Origin of the sequence: Nonomuraea sp. CA-141351 (assembly GCF_050944675.1) — a bacterium.
In the GTDB taxonomy this organism is placed as follows: domain Bacteria; phylum Actinomycetota; class Actinomycetes; order Streptosporangiales; family Streptosporangiaceae; genus Nonomuraea.
Window position 1 is genome coordinate 3,476,411 of record NZ_CP191982.1, and the last position, 13,228, is coordinate 3,489,638.

General features: G+C 70.7%; 13 protein-coding genes. 6 read left to right on the top strand and 7 right to left on the bottom strand.

Annotated elements, in window-relative coordinates; genetic code table 11:
* Window positions 1–28: 28 nt before the first annotated feature.
* Window positions 29–310: a protealysin inhibitor emfourin gene (locus ACQPWU_RS16585; RefSeq protein WP_433440900.1), complete on the top strand. Its 282-nt coding sequence runs from the start codon at window positions 29–31 to the stop codon at window positions 308–310.
* A gap of 35 nt (window positions 311–345) precedes the next feature.
* Here ACQPWU_RS16585 and ACQPWU_RS16590 read toward each other — a convergent pair whose 3' ends face one another.
* The 4 genes from ACQPWU_RS16590 to ACQPWU_RS16605 all read right to left on the bottom strand — a co-directional run bounded on the left by ACQPWU_RS16590 (window position 346) and on the right by ACQPWU_RS16605 (window position 4,896).
* A complete protein-coding gene (locus ACQPWU_RS16590) occupies window positions 346–2,415 on the bottom strand; it encodes an NACHT domain-containing protein (RefSeq protein ID WP_433440902.1) in 2,070 nt (689 codons plus the stop codon).
* A 75-nt stretch (window positions 2,416–2,490) separates the two neighbouring features.
* Window positions 2,491–3,747 (bottom strand): YcaO-like family protein, encoded by a 1,257-nt coding sequence (locus tag ACQPWU_RS16595; protein WP_433440904.1) that lies wholly within the window; start codon window positions 3,745–3,747, stop codon window positions 2,491–2,493.
* Window positions 3,748–3,784: 37 nt separating this feature from the next.
* On the bottom strand, window positions 3,785–3,910 hold the full coding sequence (locus tag ACQPWU_RS16600) for a hypothetical protein (RefSeq protein WP_433440906.1): 126 nt from the start codon (window positions 3,908–3,910) through the stop codon (window positions 3,785–3,787).
* A gap of 125 nt (window positions 3,911–4,035) precedes the next feature.
* Window positions 4,036–4,896 (bottom strand): SAM-dependent methyltransferase, encoded by an 861-nt coding sequence (locus ACQPWU_RS16605; RefSeq protein ID WP_433440908.1) that lies wholly within the window; start codon window positions 4,894–4,896, stop codon window positions 4,036–4,038.
* A gap of 300 nt (window positions 4,897–5,196) precedes the next feature.
* Here ACQPWU_RS16605 and ACQPWU_RS16610 point away from each other — a divergent pair, with 300 nt between their 5' ends.
* Both ACQPWU_RS16610 and ACQPWU_RS16615 read left to right on the top strand, forming a co-directional pair.
* Window positions 5,197–5,802: a TetR/AcrR family transcriptional regulator gene (locus ACQPWU_RS16610; protein ID WP_433440910.1), complete on the top strand. Its 606-nt coding sequence runs from the start codon at window positions 5,197–5,199 to the stop codon at window positions 5,800–5,802.
* Window positions 5,799–7,610 (top strand): alpha/beta fold hydrolase, encoded by a 1,812-nt coding sequence (locus tag ACQPWU_RS16615; RefSeq protein WP_433440912.1) that lies wholly within the window; start codon window positions 5,799–5,801, stop codon window positions 7,608–7,610. The genes ACQPWU_RS16610 and ACQPWU_RS16615 overlap by 4 nt, the downstream gene beginning before the upstream one ends.
* A gap of 6 nt (window positions 7,611–7,616) precedes the next feature.
* Here the strand turns inward: ACQPWU_RS16615 and ACQPWU_RS16620 are convergent, their stop codons facing one another.
* Window positions 7,617–8,117 carry a GNAT family N-acetyltransferase gene (locus tag ACQPWU_RS16620; protein ID WP_433440914.1) on the bottom strand — a complete coding sequence of 167 codons (501 nt, stop codon included), beginning with the start codon at window positions 8,115–8,117 and terminating at the stop codon, window positions 7,617–7,619.
* A gap of 180 nt (window positions 8,118–8,297) precedes the next feature.
* A complete protein-coding gene (locus ACQPWU_RS16625) occupies window positions 8,298–8,636 on the bottom strand; it encodes a helix-turn-helix transcriptional regulator (RefSeq protein WP_433440916.1) in 339 nt (112 codons plus the stop codon).
* A 40-nt stretch (window positions 8,637–8,676) separates the two neighbouring features.
* Here ACQPWU_RS16625 and ACQPWU_RS16630 point away from each other — a divergent pair, with 40 nt between their 5' ends.
* Window positions 8,677–9,237, top strand: a complete 561-nt coding sequence (locus ACQPWU_RS16630) for an STAS domain-containing protein (RefSeq protein ID WP_433440918.1) — start codon at window positions 8,677–8,679, stop codon at window positions 9,235–9,237.
* Window positions 9,238–9,332: 95 nt separating this feature from the next.
* Window positions 9,333–10,232, top strand: coding sequence for a hypothetical protein (locus ACQPWU_RS16635; protein ID WP_433440920.1), 900 nt, complete (start codon window positions 9,333–9,335; stop codon window positions 10,230–10,232).
* Between the two features lie 2 nt (window positions 10,233–10,234).
* Here the strand turns inward: ACQPWU_RS16635 and ACQPWU_RS16640 are convergent, their stop codons facing one another.
* On the bottom strand, window positions 10,235–11,866 hold the full coding sequence (locus ACQPWU_RS16640; RefSeq protein ID WP_433440922.1) for an SMI1/KNR4 family protein: 1,632 nt from the start codon (window positions 11,864–11,866) through the stop codon (window positions 10,235–10,237).
* 297 nt (window positions 11,867–12,163) lie between these two features.
* Between ACQPWU_RS16640 and ACQPWU_RS16645 the strand changes: the two genes are divergently transcribed.
* A complete protein-coding gene (locus tag ACQPWU_RS16645) occupies window positions 12,164–13,228 on the top strand; it encodes a LacI family DNA-binding transcriptional regulator (protein ID WP_433440924.1) in 1,065 nt (354 codons plus the stop codon).

Here is a 13,228-nt window from a genome sequence, read left to right on the forward strand (position 1 = left end):
TGAGCCTGATCGGGCAGGGGAGTCAGACATGCGTGTGAAGATCGAAAGAACCGGCGGCTTCGCCGGCATCGAGCAGACCGTCGCCGCGTACGACACCGACGACCTCCCTGAGAAGGAGGCCGCCAAGGTGTACGACGCGCTGACGGCGATCGAGGCCGCCTCGGCCCAAGAGCTCAGCGAGGTGGGCGCCGACCTGATGACCTACCGGATCACCGTCGGTGACGGTCCGGGGAAGGTCTACGCGGTGCCCGACGAGCCTTCGCCCAGCCTGGCCGGGCCGCTGACCGTACTGCTCCGGCAGCCCATTTGACCCCTCTTCGAGGCGCCTGACCCGGCGACCGCAGGTCAGGCGCCTCCTCCCGGTGAGACGGCCCGCTCACGTGCGAGATGCTGCTGCAGCTCGATGTGCCGGAATTGGTAGTACGGCCCCTCGGTGCGCAGCAGGCCCAGGCGGTGGGCGTCGTCCAGGAAGTCCATGGCCCGCAGGGGCAGCCTCCCCTTGGTGGCCAGGCGGGGGACCGTCAGCTTGTACGCCAGCCAGGCGTGGTGACTGCCCAGCATGAGCCCGAACAGCAGGCCCAGCAGCAGTCCGCCCACGATCGCCACGCTCATGGGCAGCCTGGCCTGCAGTCCGATCGCCCCGGCCATGAGCCCGACCACGAGCCCGCTGACGATCCGGATGGCGGTCAGGTTCCTGTCGGCCTGCCAGGTCGAGCGCGGGGATCTCGCGGTCGCGGCCGGGGTGGGGCGCTCGACCCAGCGGATCAGGCTGAGCACCATGACGAACCCGATGCCGGACAACAGGGCGATGTTCCTCGCACCCTCCAAGCCGACTCCCATCGGGTTGGCCATGAGGAAGCCGATGAGAGCTCCCAGAGCCCCGACGATCAGTCCGTCCCTGAGGACGCGGAAGAGGTCCAGGAGCCTGCCGCGGAGCTGGAAGTCGGCGTGACCCGGCGACTCGGTGAACCAGGAACCGATCAGGATCACGACCGCGAGCGCGGCCAGCAGACCGATCGTCGCCCCTGCGAGGGGCTCGTGTGTCAGCAATGTGAAGACCAGCGCGACCACGATCCCGATCGCGATGGCGGCCCACACCCGGACCGGGCGACTGGGCGCGTAGCGGGCCAGATGCCACCACGCCATGTCGCGCGGGTCCTCCGCGCGGCGCGTGAGCTGCCGGGACAGATACGTGAGCCAGTTGCCGACCTGCTCCGGGGTCCACGCGTGCTGTGGCCGGAAGGGCTGGGCCGGGCCGTCGGCGGGCGGTCGTGCAGTCACCAGGGCGGGGATGAGCCGGTCGTACAGATGGTCGTGCAGCTCGGCCGCGCTGCCGCGCCCGAGTTCCAGCAGCGGCGTCGGGTCCACCCGCGGCGCGATATAGGTCGCACGGACCAGCCAGAGCCCCAGAGACGTCGAGGTGACCTGGGAAAGGGCAGGGGCGGTGCCCGCGCGCAGCGCCTCCAGGACGCGCGGCCAGACGGGGTGGGGCACGGGGGGAAGGCATGCCTGCAGGTAGTCGGCCGCCGCGACCGGGGACATGGGCTGTGGCTCGATGACCGCCGCCGCCGTGAGGACGTCGCCGATCTCCTGGATGGACTCGGCGAACTGCGCTGTGCGGCAGGTGAGGATGAGCTGGTCGGTCTCGCACATCGACCGGTTCAGCGCGGCGAGCGTGTCCGCGCGGACGCGGTCGGGCAGCTCGTCCAGCCCGTCGATGACCGGCAGCACCTCGCCGCGGGCCACGAGCGTCTCCGGGATGTCCGGGCCGAGGGCCTCCGCGCGCAGGGCGGGATAGTCCATCGCCAGGCTCGTGGCCACCCAGTCCTGCAGTCGCGGATGCACCCGGTCGTCCCAGCGCCCGGCCGACAGCAGCACCGGGACGGGCTCCTCCGGCGAGCGCGTACGCAGCAGCTCGAGCACCAGCTGCACGGCCAGGGTGGTCTTCCCGGTGCCCGGAGCCCCCAGGATGACCAGCCGGCGGCTGCGCAGGGCGCGGAAGTTGCGCGCCATGTCCTGGATGTGCACGTCCAGGCCGGGGAAGGCCACCGTGCCCTTGGCGATGATCTCGGGATGGTCGGAGAGCTCGCGGCGCGCGGTCGAGCGCCAGGGCAGCGGCATGGGCTCGGGATCGCACAACGAACGCAGAACCGTCTCGTCGCGCCACTGCTGGGTCACCAGGCCGGAGAGGATGTCCTTCGCGGTGCCGATGTCGGCGGACGTCGGCGCCGACGCCGGTGCCCCGCGCTTACGCCACCAGGACAGGAACTGGACCAGGCCATTGCCCAGCGCCATCACGCTGAGCGCCGTCGCCACGACCTGGGCGATTCCGATCGATACTCCCGGGGCCCCCTGCACTTGCGGGGCCGCGATGAGAATCGCGGTGGCCAGGGCCAGCAGCAGAAGGCCTACCACCACTGACATCTTCGCTTTCCGAGTCTGCTGCCAGGATCGTGCGGACATGCGGAACCTCCAGTCGGGCGGCATCGATCAGGAAACGCTCCGAAGCGAGGGGCAGGCGCCTGCCCGGCCGGTCGCGGCGTCCTGACCCCTCCGGCCGGGCAGGACGAGGTTGCCGTCGGTGACCAGCATGAACCGCTCCAGGCCCGGCACGATCACATGTACGGCGGTGACCCCGCCAGGGAGGGCGTACACCGTACGGTGGTAGGCCGTGTGCCCCCGCGCGGCCAGCATCGTGGCCACCTTCCGCAACTGGCCGCCGGGAGCTCCGACCGGCTCGGCTGTCCGTGGGAAGGGGACCACGTGCGCCTCGCGCAGGGGGCCGGTGAGATCGAACCGCCCGCACGCGTGCAGCGTGGGGTGCGCCGCCAGCCCGGCCAGGTCGCCGCGCGCCGGAACTCCCCGGTGGGGAAGGCGTTCGCCGAGGGTGATCTGGACGAGTTCGGTGAGGGCGCGCCACGCGGCGTAGGCCGGGCTCAGCGAGGTCCCGGCGCCGCGCCGGTGCGGATGGCGGGGGGTGGGGGCCGTGTACGCCAGCATGCTCGGCACCCCGATGTCACTGGTGACGTCCATCAGGTGCACCGGCGATCCGGTCAGCTCTCCGGCCGTCGCGTACGCCCGCGCGAGGCCGTACGGGAGCGTCTCCGGGTCGATCATCCTTGGCCGGAAACCGCCCGCGCCGAGGAAGGCCCGCGCCAGGAGCAGTGACAGGGCGTCCCGCTCGATCGCCTCGTTGAGCGCGTGCAGCAGCGCCTCGGCGGCGGTGACGCCGGCGGCCGAGCCGCTGTTACAGCTGTAGCGCATGAGGTGGGTGTAGTCGCAGTCGTCTCCGGCCAGCTCGCGCAGGCGTAGGGCGTCGGACTCCACGTACCAGGGGGCGGACAGGAACAGCGGCACCAGCGCCTCCCGCCGCCCGCCGAGGGCGCGATAGCGCAGGCAGGCCATGCGCCGCCCGGGCATCCGGGCCAGCAGCAGCGCGCAGGCTTCCTCGCGCAGTGGCCCCGCGGCGATCCCGGCGGGCACGGCCGTCGCCACGGCGGCGGGTTCGAACCCGGCCGGACCGGTGAGGTAGTGCTCGACGGCCTCGAACAGCGCGCCCACACGGGCTTCCTCCGGACGCCCCTTCCCCATACCGCACGCGACCGGCGAGGCGTCCCCCGCGCCGCCGGCCAGCTCGCACCACCAGGCGGTCGGATCGCGACCCCGGCCCGCGTCCATCAGCTCCGCCCGCAGGCCCAGTGCGGCCAGTGCCGCAGCCACGCGACGCCCAGCCTCGTGCAGCGGCACCGCCCGCTCCACCTCACAGGATGGATCCCGCTGCTGCCTAGTGCTCGCCATCGCCCGTGGTCGCGGTCAGCAGTTCTCTGAGCCGGTCCAGTTCGGCCTCGGTCAGGTGTTGAGCCCCTCTGTCCAGAGACTCGGCCGATTTGAAGTCCACGACATTTCCCATGAGACTTCCCCCTTGGTTGCGCGCCTTAATTCTAGCGACGCCGGGACAAAGGGTCAGGAAAGTGGATTTATTAGTGTTTGATCGCTAATTTGCATATTTAAGGGATTGAATCTGCCGGGGGCGCCTCAGGGAATGCGGGCCACGGCGCAGTAGTTGCCCGAGGAGCGGGGCTCGTCGCGGCAGGCGAGATCGCGCTCGGTGGGGCAGGAGAGGTCGCGCTCGGCGGGGCGCCACTGCGGGACCCACACCAGTCCGGGTTCGATCAGGTCGAGGCCGTCGAGCAGGGCCTTGACCTCGTCTCGTGTGCGGATGGCGAGGCGGGGCAGCGTCATGGCGAGCATGCTCCGGATGGCGGGCAGCAACTCCGGCGGGATGCCGTCGAACGTGGTGTGCAGCAGGCCGAGGAAGCTGCCACTCGGAGCCGCGTGCCGGAGCCGTTTGACGGCGTCATGAGCGCACTCGTCGTCGTCGAGGCAGTGGGTCGACACCAGGAGCACCGCCAGGGGCCTGTCCCAGTCGAGGAACGTCTGGACCACGTGATCCCGGAGCATCTCGTCGATCTCGCGTACGTCGCCGTCCACCACGCGGACCAGATCGTTGAAGGGCTCGATGGTGGCCTGCGCCATGGTCAGCACCATCGGGTTGCTCTCCACGTACACGACGCGCGGGCCGGGGCCGGCGGAGGCGCGGCGCGCTATGTCGTGCAATCTGTGTCCGGCCGGAAGGCCGCTGGGGATTCCGCTTCCCACGATCAGGAATTGGTCCACACCCTCGGCGGCGGCCAGGTGGCGTACCGCACGGGAGAGGAATTGGAGCACGGCGCGGGCGGCGGTGGTGAGTGCGGGAGTTACTTGATCGAAATGGCGCACCATGTCCTTGTCCACCAGGAAGTTGTTCTTCCCGCCCGCGGCCGCGTCGAAAATCCGCGTGATTCTGGCCTGCGTCGTGTCCAGCTTGGCCAGGTTTCGGACAGCACGTTGGTGCATGAGCGTTGCCCCTTTCCCCTCGCCGCCACCTGCTTGCGATAGGCGATCTTTGGACTTCACTCGATGACTATGACCATATGTTCCAACAATTCCGTTCAATGGCAATACGATAGACCGGTTATTTCGGGAAATGTTTGTGACCAGAATCTTCGTGACGGGCCCCCCGTCGATGATCGTCGAGCCCGCCGACGACCCCATTCGCGCAGGTAGGGAACGCCTGGGCCGGTCGCTGCCCGCCGTGGCCGCCCATGCCGGTGGTCGCGGTTGCACAAAATAGGTAGACCGGTCTATTTTCTCCTCATGGTCACAGACAAGGGAGCGCGGACGAGCGGGCGGCTGGTGGAGTCGATGCTCGAGCTGATCCAGGCGCGCGGCTACAGCGGCACCGGGCTCAACACGGTGACGGAGCATGCCCAGGCCCCGAAGGGGTCGCTCTACTTCCACTTCCCCGAGGGCAAGGAGGCGCTGGGCGAGAAGGCCGTCGAGCTGGCGGGCGACCAGTTCCGCGCGCTCGTCACCGAAATGGCCGCCGAGGCGGAGAGCCCGGGGGACATTCTCCGGCGGGTCGTCGACGTCCTGATCGGAATCCTTACCGGCAGCGACTACCAGCTCGGCTGCCCGGTGTCCGTGGTGACCTTGGAGATGGGCGCGCACAGCGAACGCCTCCGCACGGCCTGCGCGCTCGCCTTCGAATCATGGATCGGGCCGATGACCGAGCACCTCGTCGGCCGCGGTCACGCGCGTCCGGCGGCGCGTGCCATGGCCACGACCGTCGTCAGCTCGGTGGAGGGCGCGATGATCGTGTCCCGTGCCCGGCGCGACGTGGAGGCGCTGCGCAACGCCGCCCAGGTGCTCGGCGACCTTCTCGACCAGCCGCCCGCCGCCACCGCGAAGGAAACCTCATGAGCAGGCACGCGCTCGTGTTCGGAGCCACCGGGTTCGTCGGCCGGCATCTGATCCTCGCGCTGGACCAGGCCGGTGTCCGTGTCACCGCGGCGACACGCGACAGCGGGTCCCACGCCGGGCTGGACGCCTGGCTCGCCGAGCGCGGGTGCCGGGAGGCCCCGGCCGGCGTTCGTGTCGACTTCGGCGCGCCGGCGTTGATCGAGGGCGACGCGGCGGCCTGGGAGGACGTCACCGAGATCTACAACTGCGCGGGCTCCTACCGGTTCGGGATGACCGTCCCGGAGGCCCGTCACGCCAACGTCGACAGCGTGCGGGCGATCGTGGCGTTCGCCGCCCGGCTGCCCCGCCTGCGGCGGCTCGTGCACGTCTCGGGCTATCGGGTGGGGGGCCAGGATCCCGCGTCGGTGCCGTGGAGCGATGACCTCGTACGCCGCACCTACCAGCGCCTCGGCCCCTACGAGGCGTCCAAGGTGGAGTCCGACGCGGTCTTCCAGGCCACCGCCGACCGGCTGGGCGTGCCATGGTCCATCGTCAACCCCTCCAGCGTGATCGGGGACAGCACGAGCGGCGAGTCCGGCCAGCAGATCGGGCTCGCCTCGAACCTGAGGGACCTCTGGCGAGGTTCGCTCGCGGCTCTGCCGGGGAGCGCCGAGACGTTCGTCCCCGTGGTTGCCGTGGACTACCTGGCGCGCTTCATGACGCTGCTTCCGGAGGATCCGGAGGATCCGGAGGCCGCGCGGGCCGCGTTCTGGATCCTCGACGACGGCACCCCGCCGCTGCCGGACCTCCTCTCGCTCGTGGGACACCACTACCAGGTCAAGGTCCCGCGGCTGAGGGTCCCCGTGTCACTGGTACGGCGCCTGCCGCCCGCGCTGACCAAGGCGGACCCGGAAACCCTGACCTTCCTGTCGTCCGACCGCTATCCCACGGGGCCGGCCCGCGCGTTCGCCGAGCGTCACGGACTCGCTCTCCCCGGCACCACCGAGTCGATCCTGCGATGGGCCGACCACCTGGCCGCCCACCGGTTCGGGGCCGTGCCCGCCCGGCGGCAGGAACGGCGGTTCACCCGCCACGCGGGCGTGCGCACGTTCGGAATCGGCGAACCGGGCGCGCCGACCCTGGTGCTGCCCGGCCTGCCCGTCAACGCCGACACCTGGTCTCCGGTCGCCGTAGCGCTCGGCCATGCCCGCGTGGTGGACCTCCCAGGCCTCGGGATGAGCGCGGGGCGTCCGCGGGACATGTCCGCCTGGCTGAGCGCTCTGGTCGAGGAGACCGGCCGGGTGCACGTGGTCGGTCACTCCATCGGCGCCGCCGCAGCCGTCGAGGCCGGCCTGACGCACCCGGACCGGGTCGAGCAGCTCACCCTGGTGTCGCCCTTCTTCCTCCAGGCCCGCGCCGGGTTCGCCACGCGGGTGGCCCCGCTGACCCGCCTGTACCTCGGCCGCGCGCGTCCCGCTGCCCTGTCGCGGCTGCTCACCGGGGACCCGGCCCACGCGGAACGGCTCGCGTCCAGCGCCGAGGACCTGCGCCGGGGCCGCGTCGCCGCCCACGCGGCGCAGCTGCTGTCCGCCGCCGGCCGCGTGCGACGGCGCGCCGACCTCCGAGCCAAGCTCGCGCGCTACCAGGGCCGCGTACACGTGATCGTGGGAGCCGGGGACCCGCTGACCGGCGAGGGCCGGGCGCTGCTGGACACGCTCGGCACACGGGTGAGGGTCACCACGATCAGCGGGGCCGGTCACCATCCTCAACTCACGCACGGCGAGCAGCTCGCCCAGGCGATCCGGGAGCCTGTCGCGACTCGCGAATGACCCCCGTCAGGGGGTCCTCCGGTAACGGGTCATCGGGCCGAGCAGGCCGGGCACCATCGCGAACGGGGTCATGCCGAGCCGCTCGACGACCGCGACCGACGCGGCGTTGCCCTCGTCGACCTCCGCCAGCACCTCGGGCAATCCAAGAGGGCCGAGGGCGTACTCCACCACCGCGCCGGCGGCCTCGGTGGCATAGCCCTTGCCCCACGCGGCGGGTTCCAGGCTGTAGAAGACCTCGAGCCCGAGCTCCTCCAGCGGCCGCAGCCCGGCCACGCCGATCAGGTCGCCGCCGTCCTTGGACCGGATCAGCCAGACACCGTGGCCGCCCGTGGCGAAGTCCCGCACGCTGTCCTCGATGACCTCGGTGACCTCCGCCGGAGACAGGACCGCCCCGTCGAAGAGGAAGCGCCGCACGTCCGCGCCGGTCCAGTGAGCCAGCAGCACGGCATGATCGTGTACGGTCACCGGACGCAGGATCAGGCGCTCCGTCATCAGGACGTGGTCCATGAAGGCCAGCCTAAGGCTGGGCGGTCACGCCGCGTTCAGGCGAACGAGGCGGACGCCGTACGTCACGATCCAGGCCACCCGGAGCAGCCGGCCGGCGAGGCCGATGAGCCCGAGCGGGTCCTGCGCCTTCATGACCGAGAAGGCGAGGCACGCGGAGGCGAACTGCGCCGAACACGGCGGTCAGGACGCCGGTAGGTCGCCGGGGGTCCGAGCGGAGGCCATGTCGTGCTGCGTGAACATGTCGATGAGCAGGCTGATGGGCAGGCCGGCCTCCGTGGGATAGCGGAAGTGCTGCTCGAGGTTGAGGCTGTAGTGGTTGCGCCGCCCGATGCGGGTGCGGGTCAGGTAGCCGGCCTCGTAGAGGTCCCGCACGATGGTCTGCGCGGTGCGTTCGGTGATGCCGATGCTGGTGGCGATGTCGCGTAGCCGGACCTGGGGGTCTCGGGCTATCTCCACCAGCACGCGGGCGTGATGGGTGAGGAACGTCCAGCTGGAGTGATGGTCATCCAATGTGCTCACGGCTCACTTCGCCTCCTCCGCCCCCAGGGTGCCGATTCCCATGGAGCGGGCGAAAACTGTTTACCTGAAGATTCTATGGCGAAAAGTCTTTCCGGTAACTGCCTTCGGGATTACAGTTGTGGCGCGGACCATTCGCCGTCGCAAGCCCAAGCTGACCTACCTACTACGAGGACGTCATGCCCGTCACCGTTGTGCAGGCGCTACCGGCGCACTGAGCCCCGCCATGACCCCGCTGAAACTGGACTGCCGGCAGTTGATCAAGGGTGTGCTGATCACTGTGGCCGGAGAAGTCGACTGCAGCAACGCCGACCTGTTCGAGTCGTACGCCACGCGGATGCGCCGGCCCGGACAGCCCATCCTGCTCGATCTGAGCGGATTGACCTTCATGGACAGCAGCGGTCTCCATGCCCTGTTGCGCCTCGACGCCGCCACGCGCCCGCGGGGACTGCACCTGGCCGCCGTGCACACCATGCCGGCTCGCGTGCTGCGGATCACCAAGGTGTGGGACGCCCTGAACATCCATCCCAGCGTGGAAGAGGCCATCGAAGCGTTGCTCGCCGACGACGTCCCGCCCCTCACGTCGCCAGGTGGCCACGTGTGATCGTTTTCTCGCGTTCTCCGGAAAGGCGTTGATCTTCACCGCTACGATCCGCTCTTTATGGCCGATCTCCGGACCGGAAAGAGAGACGATCTCGTATGTGGATAACGTTAGGCGTCATCGCCGCCCTCGTCGTCGGCGTCGCCCTGTGGTGGAAGTTCCGGGACCCGCTCAGGGGCGAGGACTTCTACAAGTTCCATGTGGAGCGCAAGTGGGCCTGGGAGCTCATCCTCACCGACGAGCAGGAGCAGGCCTTCATGGCCGGGCTGGAGGCGTACGACAACGAGAGCACGGTGTACCCGCACCGGGAGGCGGGGGCGCTGCGCGTCTACCACCCGTCGATGATGGTCTCGCTGTTCCTGCTGGCCGAGCAGTTCGCCGCGCTGGGGCCGCAGGCGATCACGGACCCGGCGGGCGCCGTACGCCACCTCCTCGACCGCGCCGCGCAGTCCGAGACCGGGGGAGTGCTGCACCTCGACGACGACTGGATGGCGGAGCCGGTCGACGGCCTGGACAAGTACGACTTCACGAGCGCGATGATGACCGCCACGCACGCGCAGGGCGTGGACGGCGGCGTCGGCGGCTACGGTGACGAGGACGGCGGCTACGGCATGCTCACCGTGCTCACGCAGACGCCGCAGCACGTGTCGAGGATGTACGACGAGGCGCACAGCCACGCCTCGCCCGGCGAGATCCGCAACCGCCTCGACATCTACAAGGCGGTCATCGAGGAGCCGGAGCCCGAGTTCGTCGAAGGGCTCGAACGCGCCGACGCCGAGCGCAGCCGCTTCACCAACACGCTCATGTACGACTACGGCCGGGTGCTGTTGGGATACCGGAACATGCGCCCGCACATGGCGTACGCCGAGCCCGCGGACGTCATGTCCGCCGTCCTGGCACGCATGCTCGCCGAGAACCAGCCCGGCGTCACCTGGACCCGGGCGCCCTCCCCGGAGCAGCACCAGCGCGCCCTCGACCTGATCTCGACGAGGGGCTGAGCTCAGCGCCGCCGGGCGTACCGGCCCGTGCGCACCAGTACGTCGGCGGACTCCCCGGCCAGGGCGATCGCCCAGCCCGCCGCCGTCCGCGGCGACGGCTCGCGGGCGTGGTAGGCCCTGTCGACCGACCACCACCAGGCCTTCTCCCGGCGCGGCTCGGCGGCCAGACCTGCCGCCGCCAGCCCCGCCGGGTGACCGGCCCGCTTCCACAGCTCCTCCCACTGCCCGCGGCGCAGCCGCAGGTAGAGCAGGCCCTTCAGATCGGCGAGCACGCCGATGTCGCGGACCGCCGCCCGGGACAGATCCAGCCCGTACAGCCGCGGGCACGACAACAGCGGTGCCAGGTCCACGGGCCGCGCGGTGCTCAGCGCCAGCATCCGCAGCGTGGCATGGCCGGCCAGCGGCGCCAGGTCGATCGTGTCCATGGCCAGGTCGAGCAGCTCCACCGGTGTGTCCTGGAGCGGTGCCAGGTCGGCTCCCGGGCAGTTCTCCACCCGCACCTCCCACAGCGCCGGCGCTCCTCGTACGGGCCCGAAATCGGCCCAGGGCGCGTTGACCACCGACAGGCGCTCGATCCCGTGATGCATGCCCCGCATGGACGCGGCGCCGGCGCCTGAGGCCGTCAGCGAGCGCGACTCCCCGTACGCGTCCCAGCCCGGCTCGCCGAGGTTGATCCAGAGCCCGCCCCGCTCGACCTCGTAGGCGCCCGCCCGCAGGGCGTCGACGTGCCGCCGCAGCAGGCCGGTCACCGAATCGGCGACGTAGCCGGGGCCGCCGTCGTGGTGCAGGCCCATGCGGATGACCTGGCCGGGCCGCCCGCCCGGTCCCGGTGCCAGGTCCACGGCCAGGAAGTCGCCGCCGGTGCTGGTGGCGAACGGGATCCAGCGCGGGTGGTCCGACATCCGGCGCACCGCCAGCGGCGGGCCCGCGCTGGTGATGATCGGGCGCTCCAAGTGGTCGCGCCAGGTGCGGCCCGCCGACCACCACCGGTTCTCCCGCCGGCTCTGGTTCTCCAGCAGTTCGAGGCCGAACCACGGGTGCCGGTCCAGCAGGCCCTCGCCGCCGTCGCCGTCCACGTGCGAGTAGAGGGCGCGCAGGTCGTCAGGGAGCGGGCCCGGCAGCCGGGTCTCCAGCCGGGCGCGGCGGGCCCCGTGAAGCGCGGGCGGCGGCGCGTACGTGTCCCTGCCCAGGATCCGGTCGCGTTCGCGTAAATATGCCCCGAGCAGGGCGACCGCCTCCCGTGGGTCTCCGGCGGGGGCGGCGTTCGCCGGACCCTGCTGGAACGTCCCCGGCTCGGCCGGCAGGGAGTTCGGGTCGAGCACGTACAGGAAGCCGTCCCCGTCGTCGCGCTCCAGCGACTCGCTGATCACCGCCTCGTACCGGCCCCTGGCCTCGACGACCAGCTCGACGGTGAGCAGCCGGCCGCTCGGCGCCCCGGCGAGGTCGTGCAGGGCGGCCAGCTCCGGGTGCACGTCGATGTCGTCACCACCCGTGCCCTCGGGCTCGAACGCGAGGCCGCGATGCCCCGACCCGCCGCGCCCCGTCGCGAACCCGCGCAACTCCGCCCGCCGCCACCCGGAGGGCGCACCCGCCGAGATCTTCTCGGCCATCGCACGGAGCACGTCGTCAATCACGCAGCACACCTCGTCTTCGGAACGCGGCCCCCTTTGTAACACGGGTTGATCATTTCGAGGGCTGTGCTGTCGTAAACCGGCCGCTGTCACCCCTCTATGGAGGCGGCGTGCAGGCGTCTAAAACGTTTCATCCAGTTTAGCGAGGAAAGCTAGAATTGCGGCGTAGGTAAGGTCAAGGGCTATGGGTAAATTTCCAGGTGAGGGGCCCGCTGTGACAGTTGGGGCGATTGTTACGTTTCAAGTCGCGGACGCCACCCTGTAGTACCCTTCCGTCAAGATCGTGCTGTGAGGGGGGACATGGCGATAGCGAGCATCAAGGAGGTCGCCCAGCTGGCCAGCGTGTCGGTGGGGACGGTCAGCAACGTGCTGAACCGTCCTGACGCGGTCTCGCCGGCGACCCGTGAGCGGGTGCTCAACGCCATGAACCAGCTCGGTTTCGTCCGCAACGAGTCCGCCCGGGCGCTGCGCTCCGGCCGTACGCGGACGATCGGGCTGGTGGTCCTCGACGTCACCAACCCGTTCTTCACCGACGTCGTGAAGGGGGTGGAGGCCACAGCGGACGCCAACGGCATGATCATCAGCCTCTGCAACAGCGACCAGGACGGGCCGCGCGAGCGCCGCTACCTCGATCACCTGGAGGAGCAGCGCGTCCAGGGCATCCTCATCACGCCCGTCGAGGGGGAGACCCAGCGGCTCGAGCAGCTCATCGACCGGGGGACGCCGGTCGTGCTGCTCGACCACCGGGCCACCGTGCGCAACCGGTGCTCGGCCGCCGTGGACGACGTCCTCGGAGGAGGGCTGGCCGCCGAGCACCTGCTCTCGCAGGGACACCGCCGGCTGGCCTTCGTGGGCGGCCCGCACACCATCAGCCAGGTCGCCGAGCGGTACAAGGGCGCGTCGGAGACCGTGAAGGCGGCCGGGGGAGTGGCCGGCCACTCGGCGGCGCCGGGCGGCGCCTCGCCGGACGCCGACGAGGTGCCCTCGCTCGTCCGCGTCGACGTGCCGTCGCTGAGCTTCGCCTCGGGCCGCCACGCCGCCGGGAGCCTGGCCGCGCTGCCCGCCGAGCAGCGGCCGACCGCGCTGTTCTGCGCCAACGACCTGCTCGCCCTGGGCATCATGCACGGGCTGACCGTCGCAGGACTGCGCGTTCCCGACGACGTGGCGCTCATCGGCTACGACGACATCGACTTCGCGGAGGCGGCCGCGGTGCCGCTGTCGTCGATCCGCCAGCCGCGCAAGGAGCTCGGCCGGACGGCCGCCGAACTGCTGCTGGAAGAGATCGACGAAGGTGAGCGCCACCGCCACCGCCAGGTCCTCTTCCAGCCCGAGCTGATGGTCCGCGCCTCGAGCGTCCGCCGCTGA

What these genes read in the sequence shown, in the direction of transcription:
- ACQPWU_RS16585 (WP_433440900.1), top strand. Translation starts at nt 29, where the DNA reads ATGCGTGTGAAGATCGAAAGAACCGGCGGCTTCGCCGGCATCGAGCAG.
- ACQPWU_RS16605 (WP_433440908.1), bottom strand. Translation starts at nt 4,896, where the DNA reads ATGCACCAACGTGCTGTCCGAAACCTGGCCAAGCTGGACACGACGCAG.
- ACQPWU_RS16635 (WP_433440920.1), top strand. Translation starts at nt 9,333, where the DNA reads ATGTGGATAACGTTAGGCGTCATCGCCGCCCTCGTCGTCGGCGTCGCC.
- ACQPWU_RS16615 (WP_433440912.1), top strand. Translation starts at nt 5,799, where the DNA reads ATGAGCAGGCACGCGCTCGTGTTCGGAGCCACCGGGTTCGTCGGCCGG.
- ACQPWU_RS16645 (WP_433440924.1), top strand. Translation starts at nt 12,164, where the DNA reads ATGGCGATAGCGAGCATCAAGGAGGTCGCCCAGCTGGCCAGCGTGTCG.
- ACQPWU_RS16610 (WP_433440910.1), top strand. Translation starts at nt 5,197, where the DNA reads ATGGTCACAGACAAGGGAGCGCGGACGAGCGGGCGGCTGGTGGAGTCG.
- ACQPWU_RS16620 (WP_433440914.1), bottom strand. Translation starts at nt 8,117, where the DNA reads ATGGACCACGTCCTGATGACGGAGCGCCTGATCCTGCGTCCGGTGACC.
- ACQPWU_RS16600 (WP_433440906.1), bottom strand. Translation starts at nt 3,910, where the DNA reads ATGGGAAATGTCGTGGACTTCAAATCGGCCGAGTCTCTGGACAGAGGG.
- ACQPWU_RS16630 (WP_433440918.1), top strand. Translation starts at nt 8,677, where the DNA reads ATGGAGCGGGCGAAAACTGTTTACCTGAAGATTCTATGGCGAAAAGTC.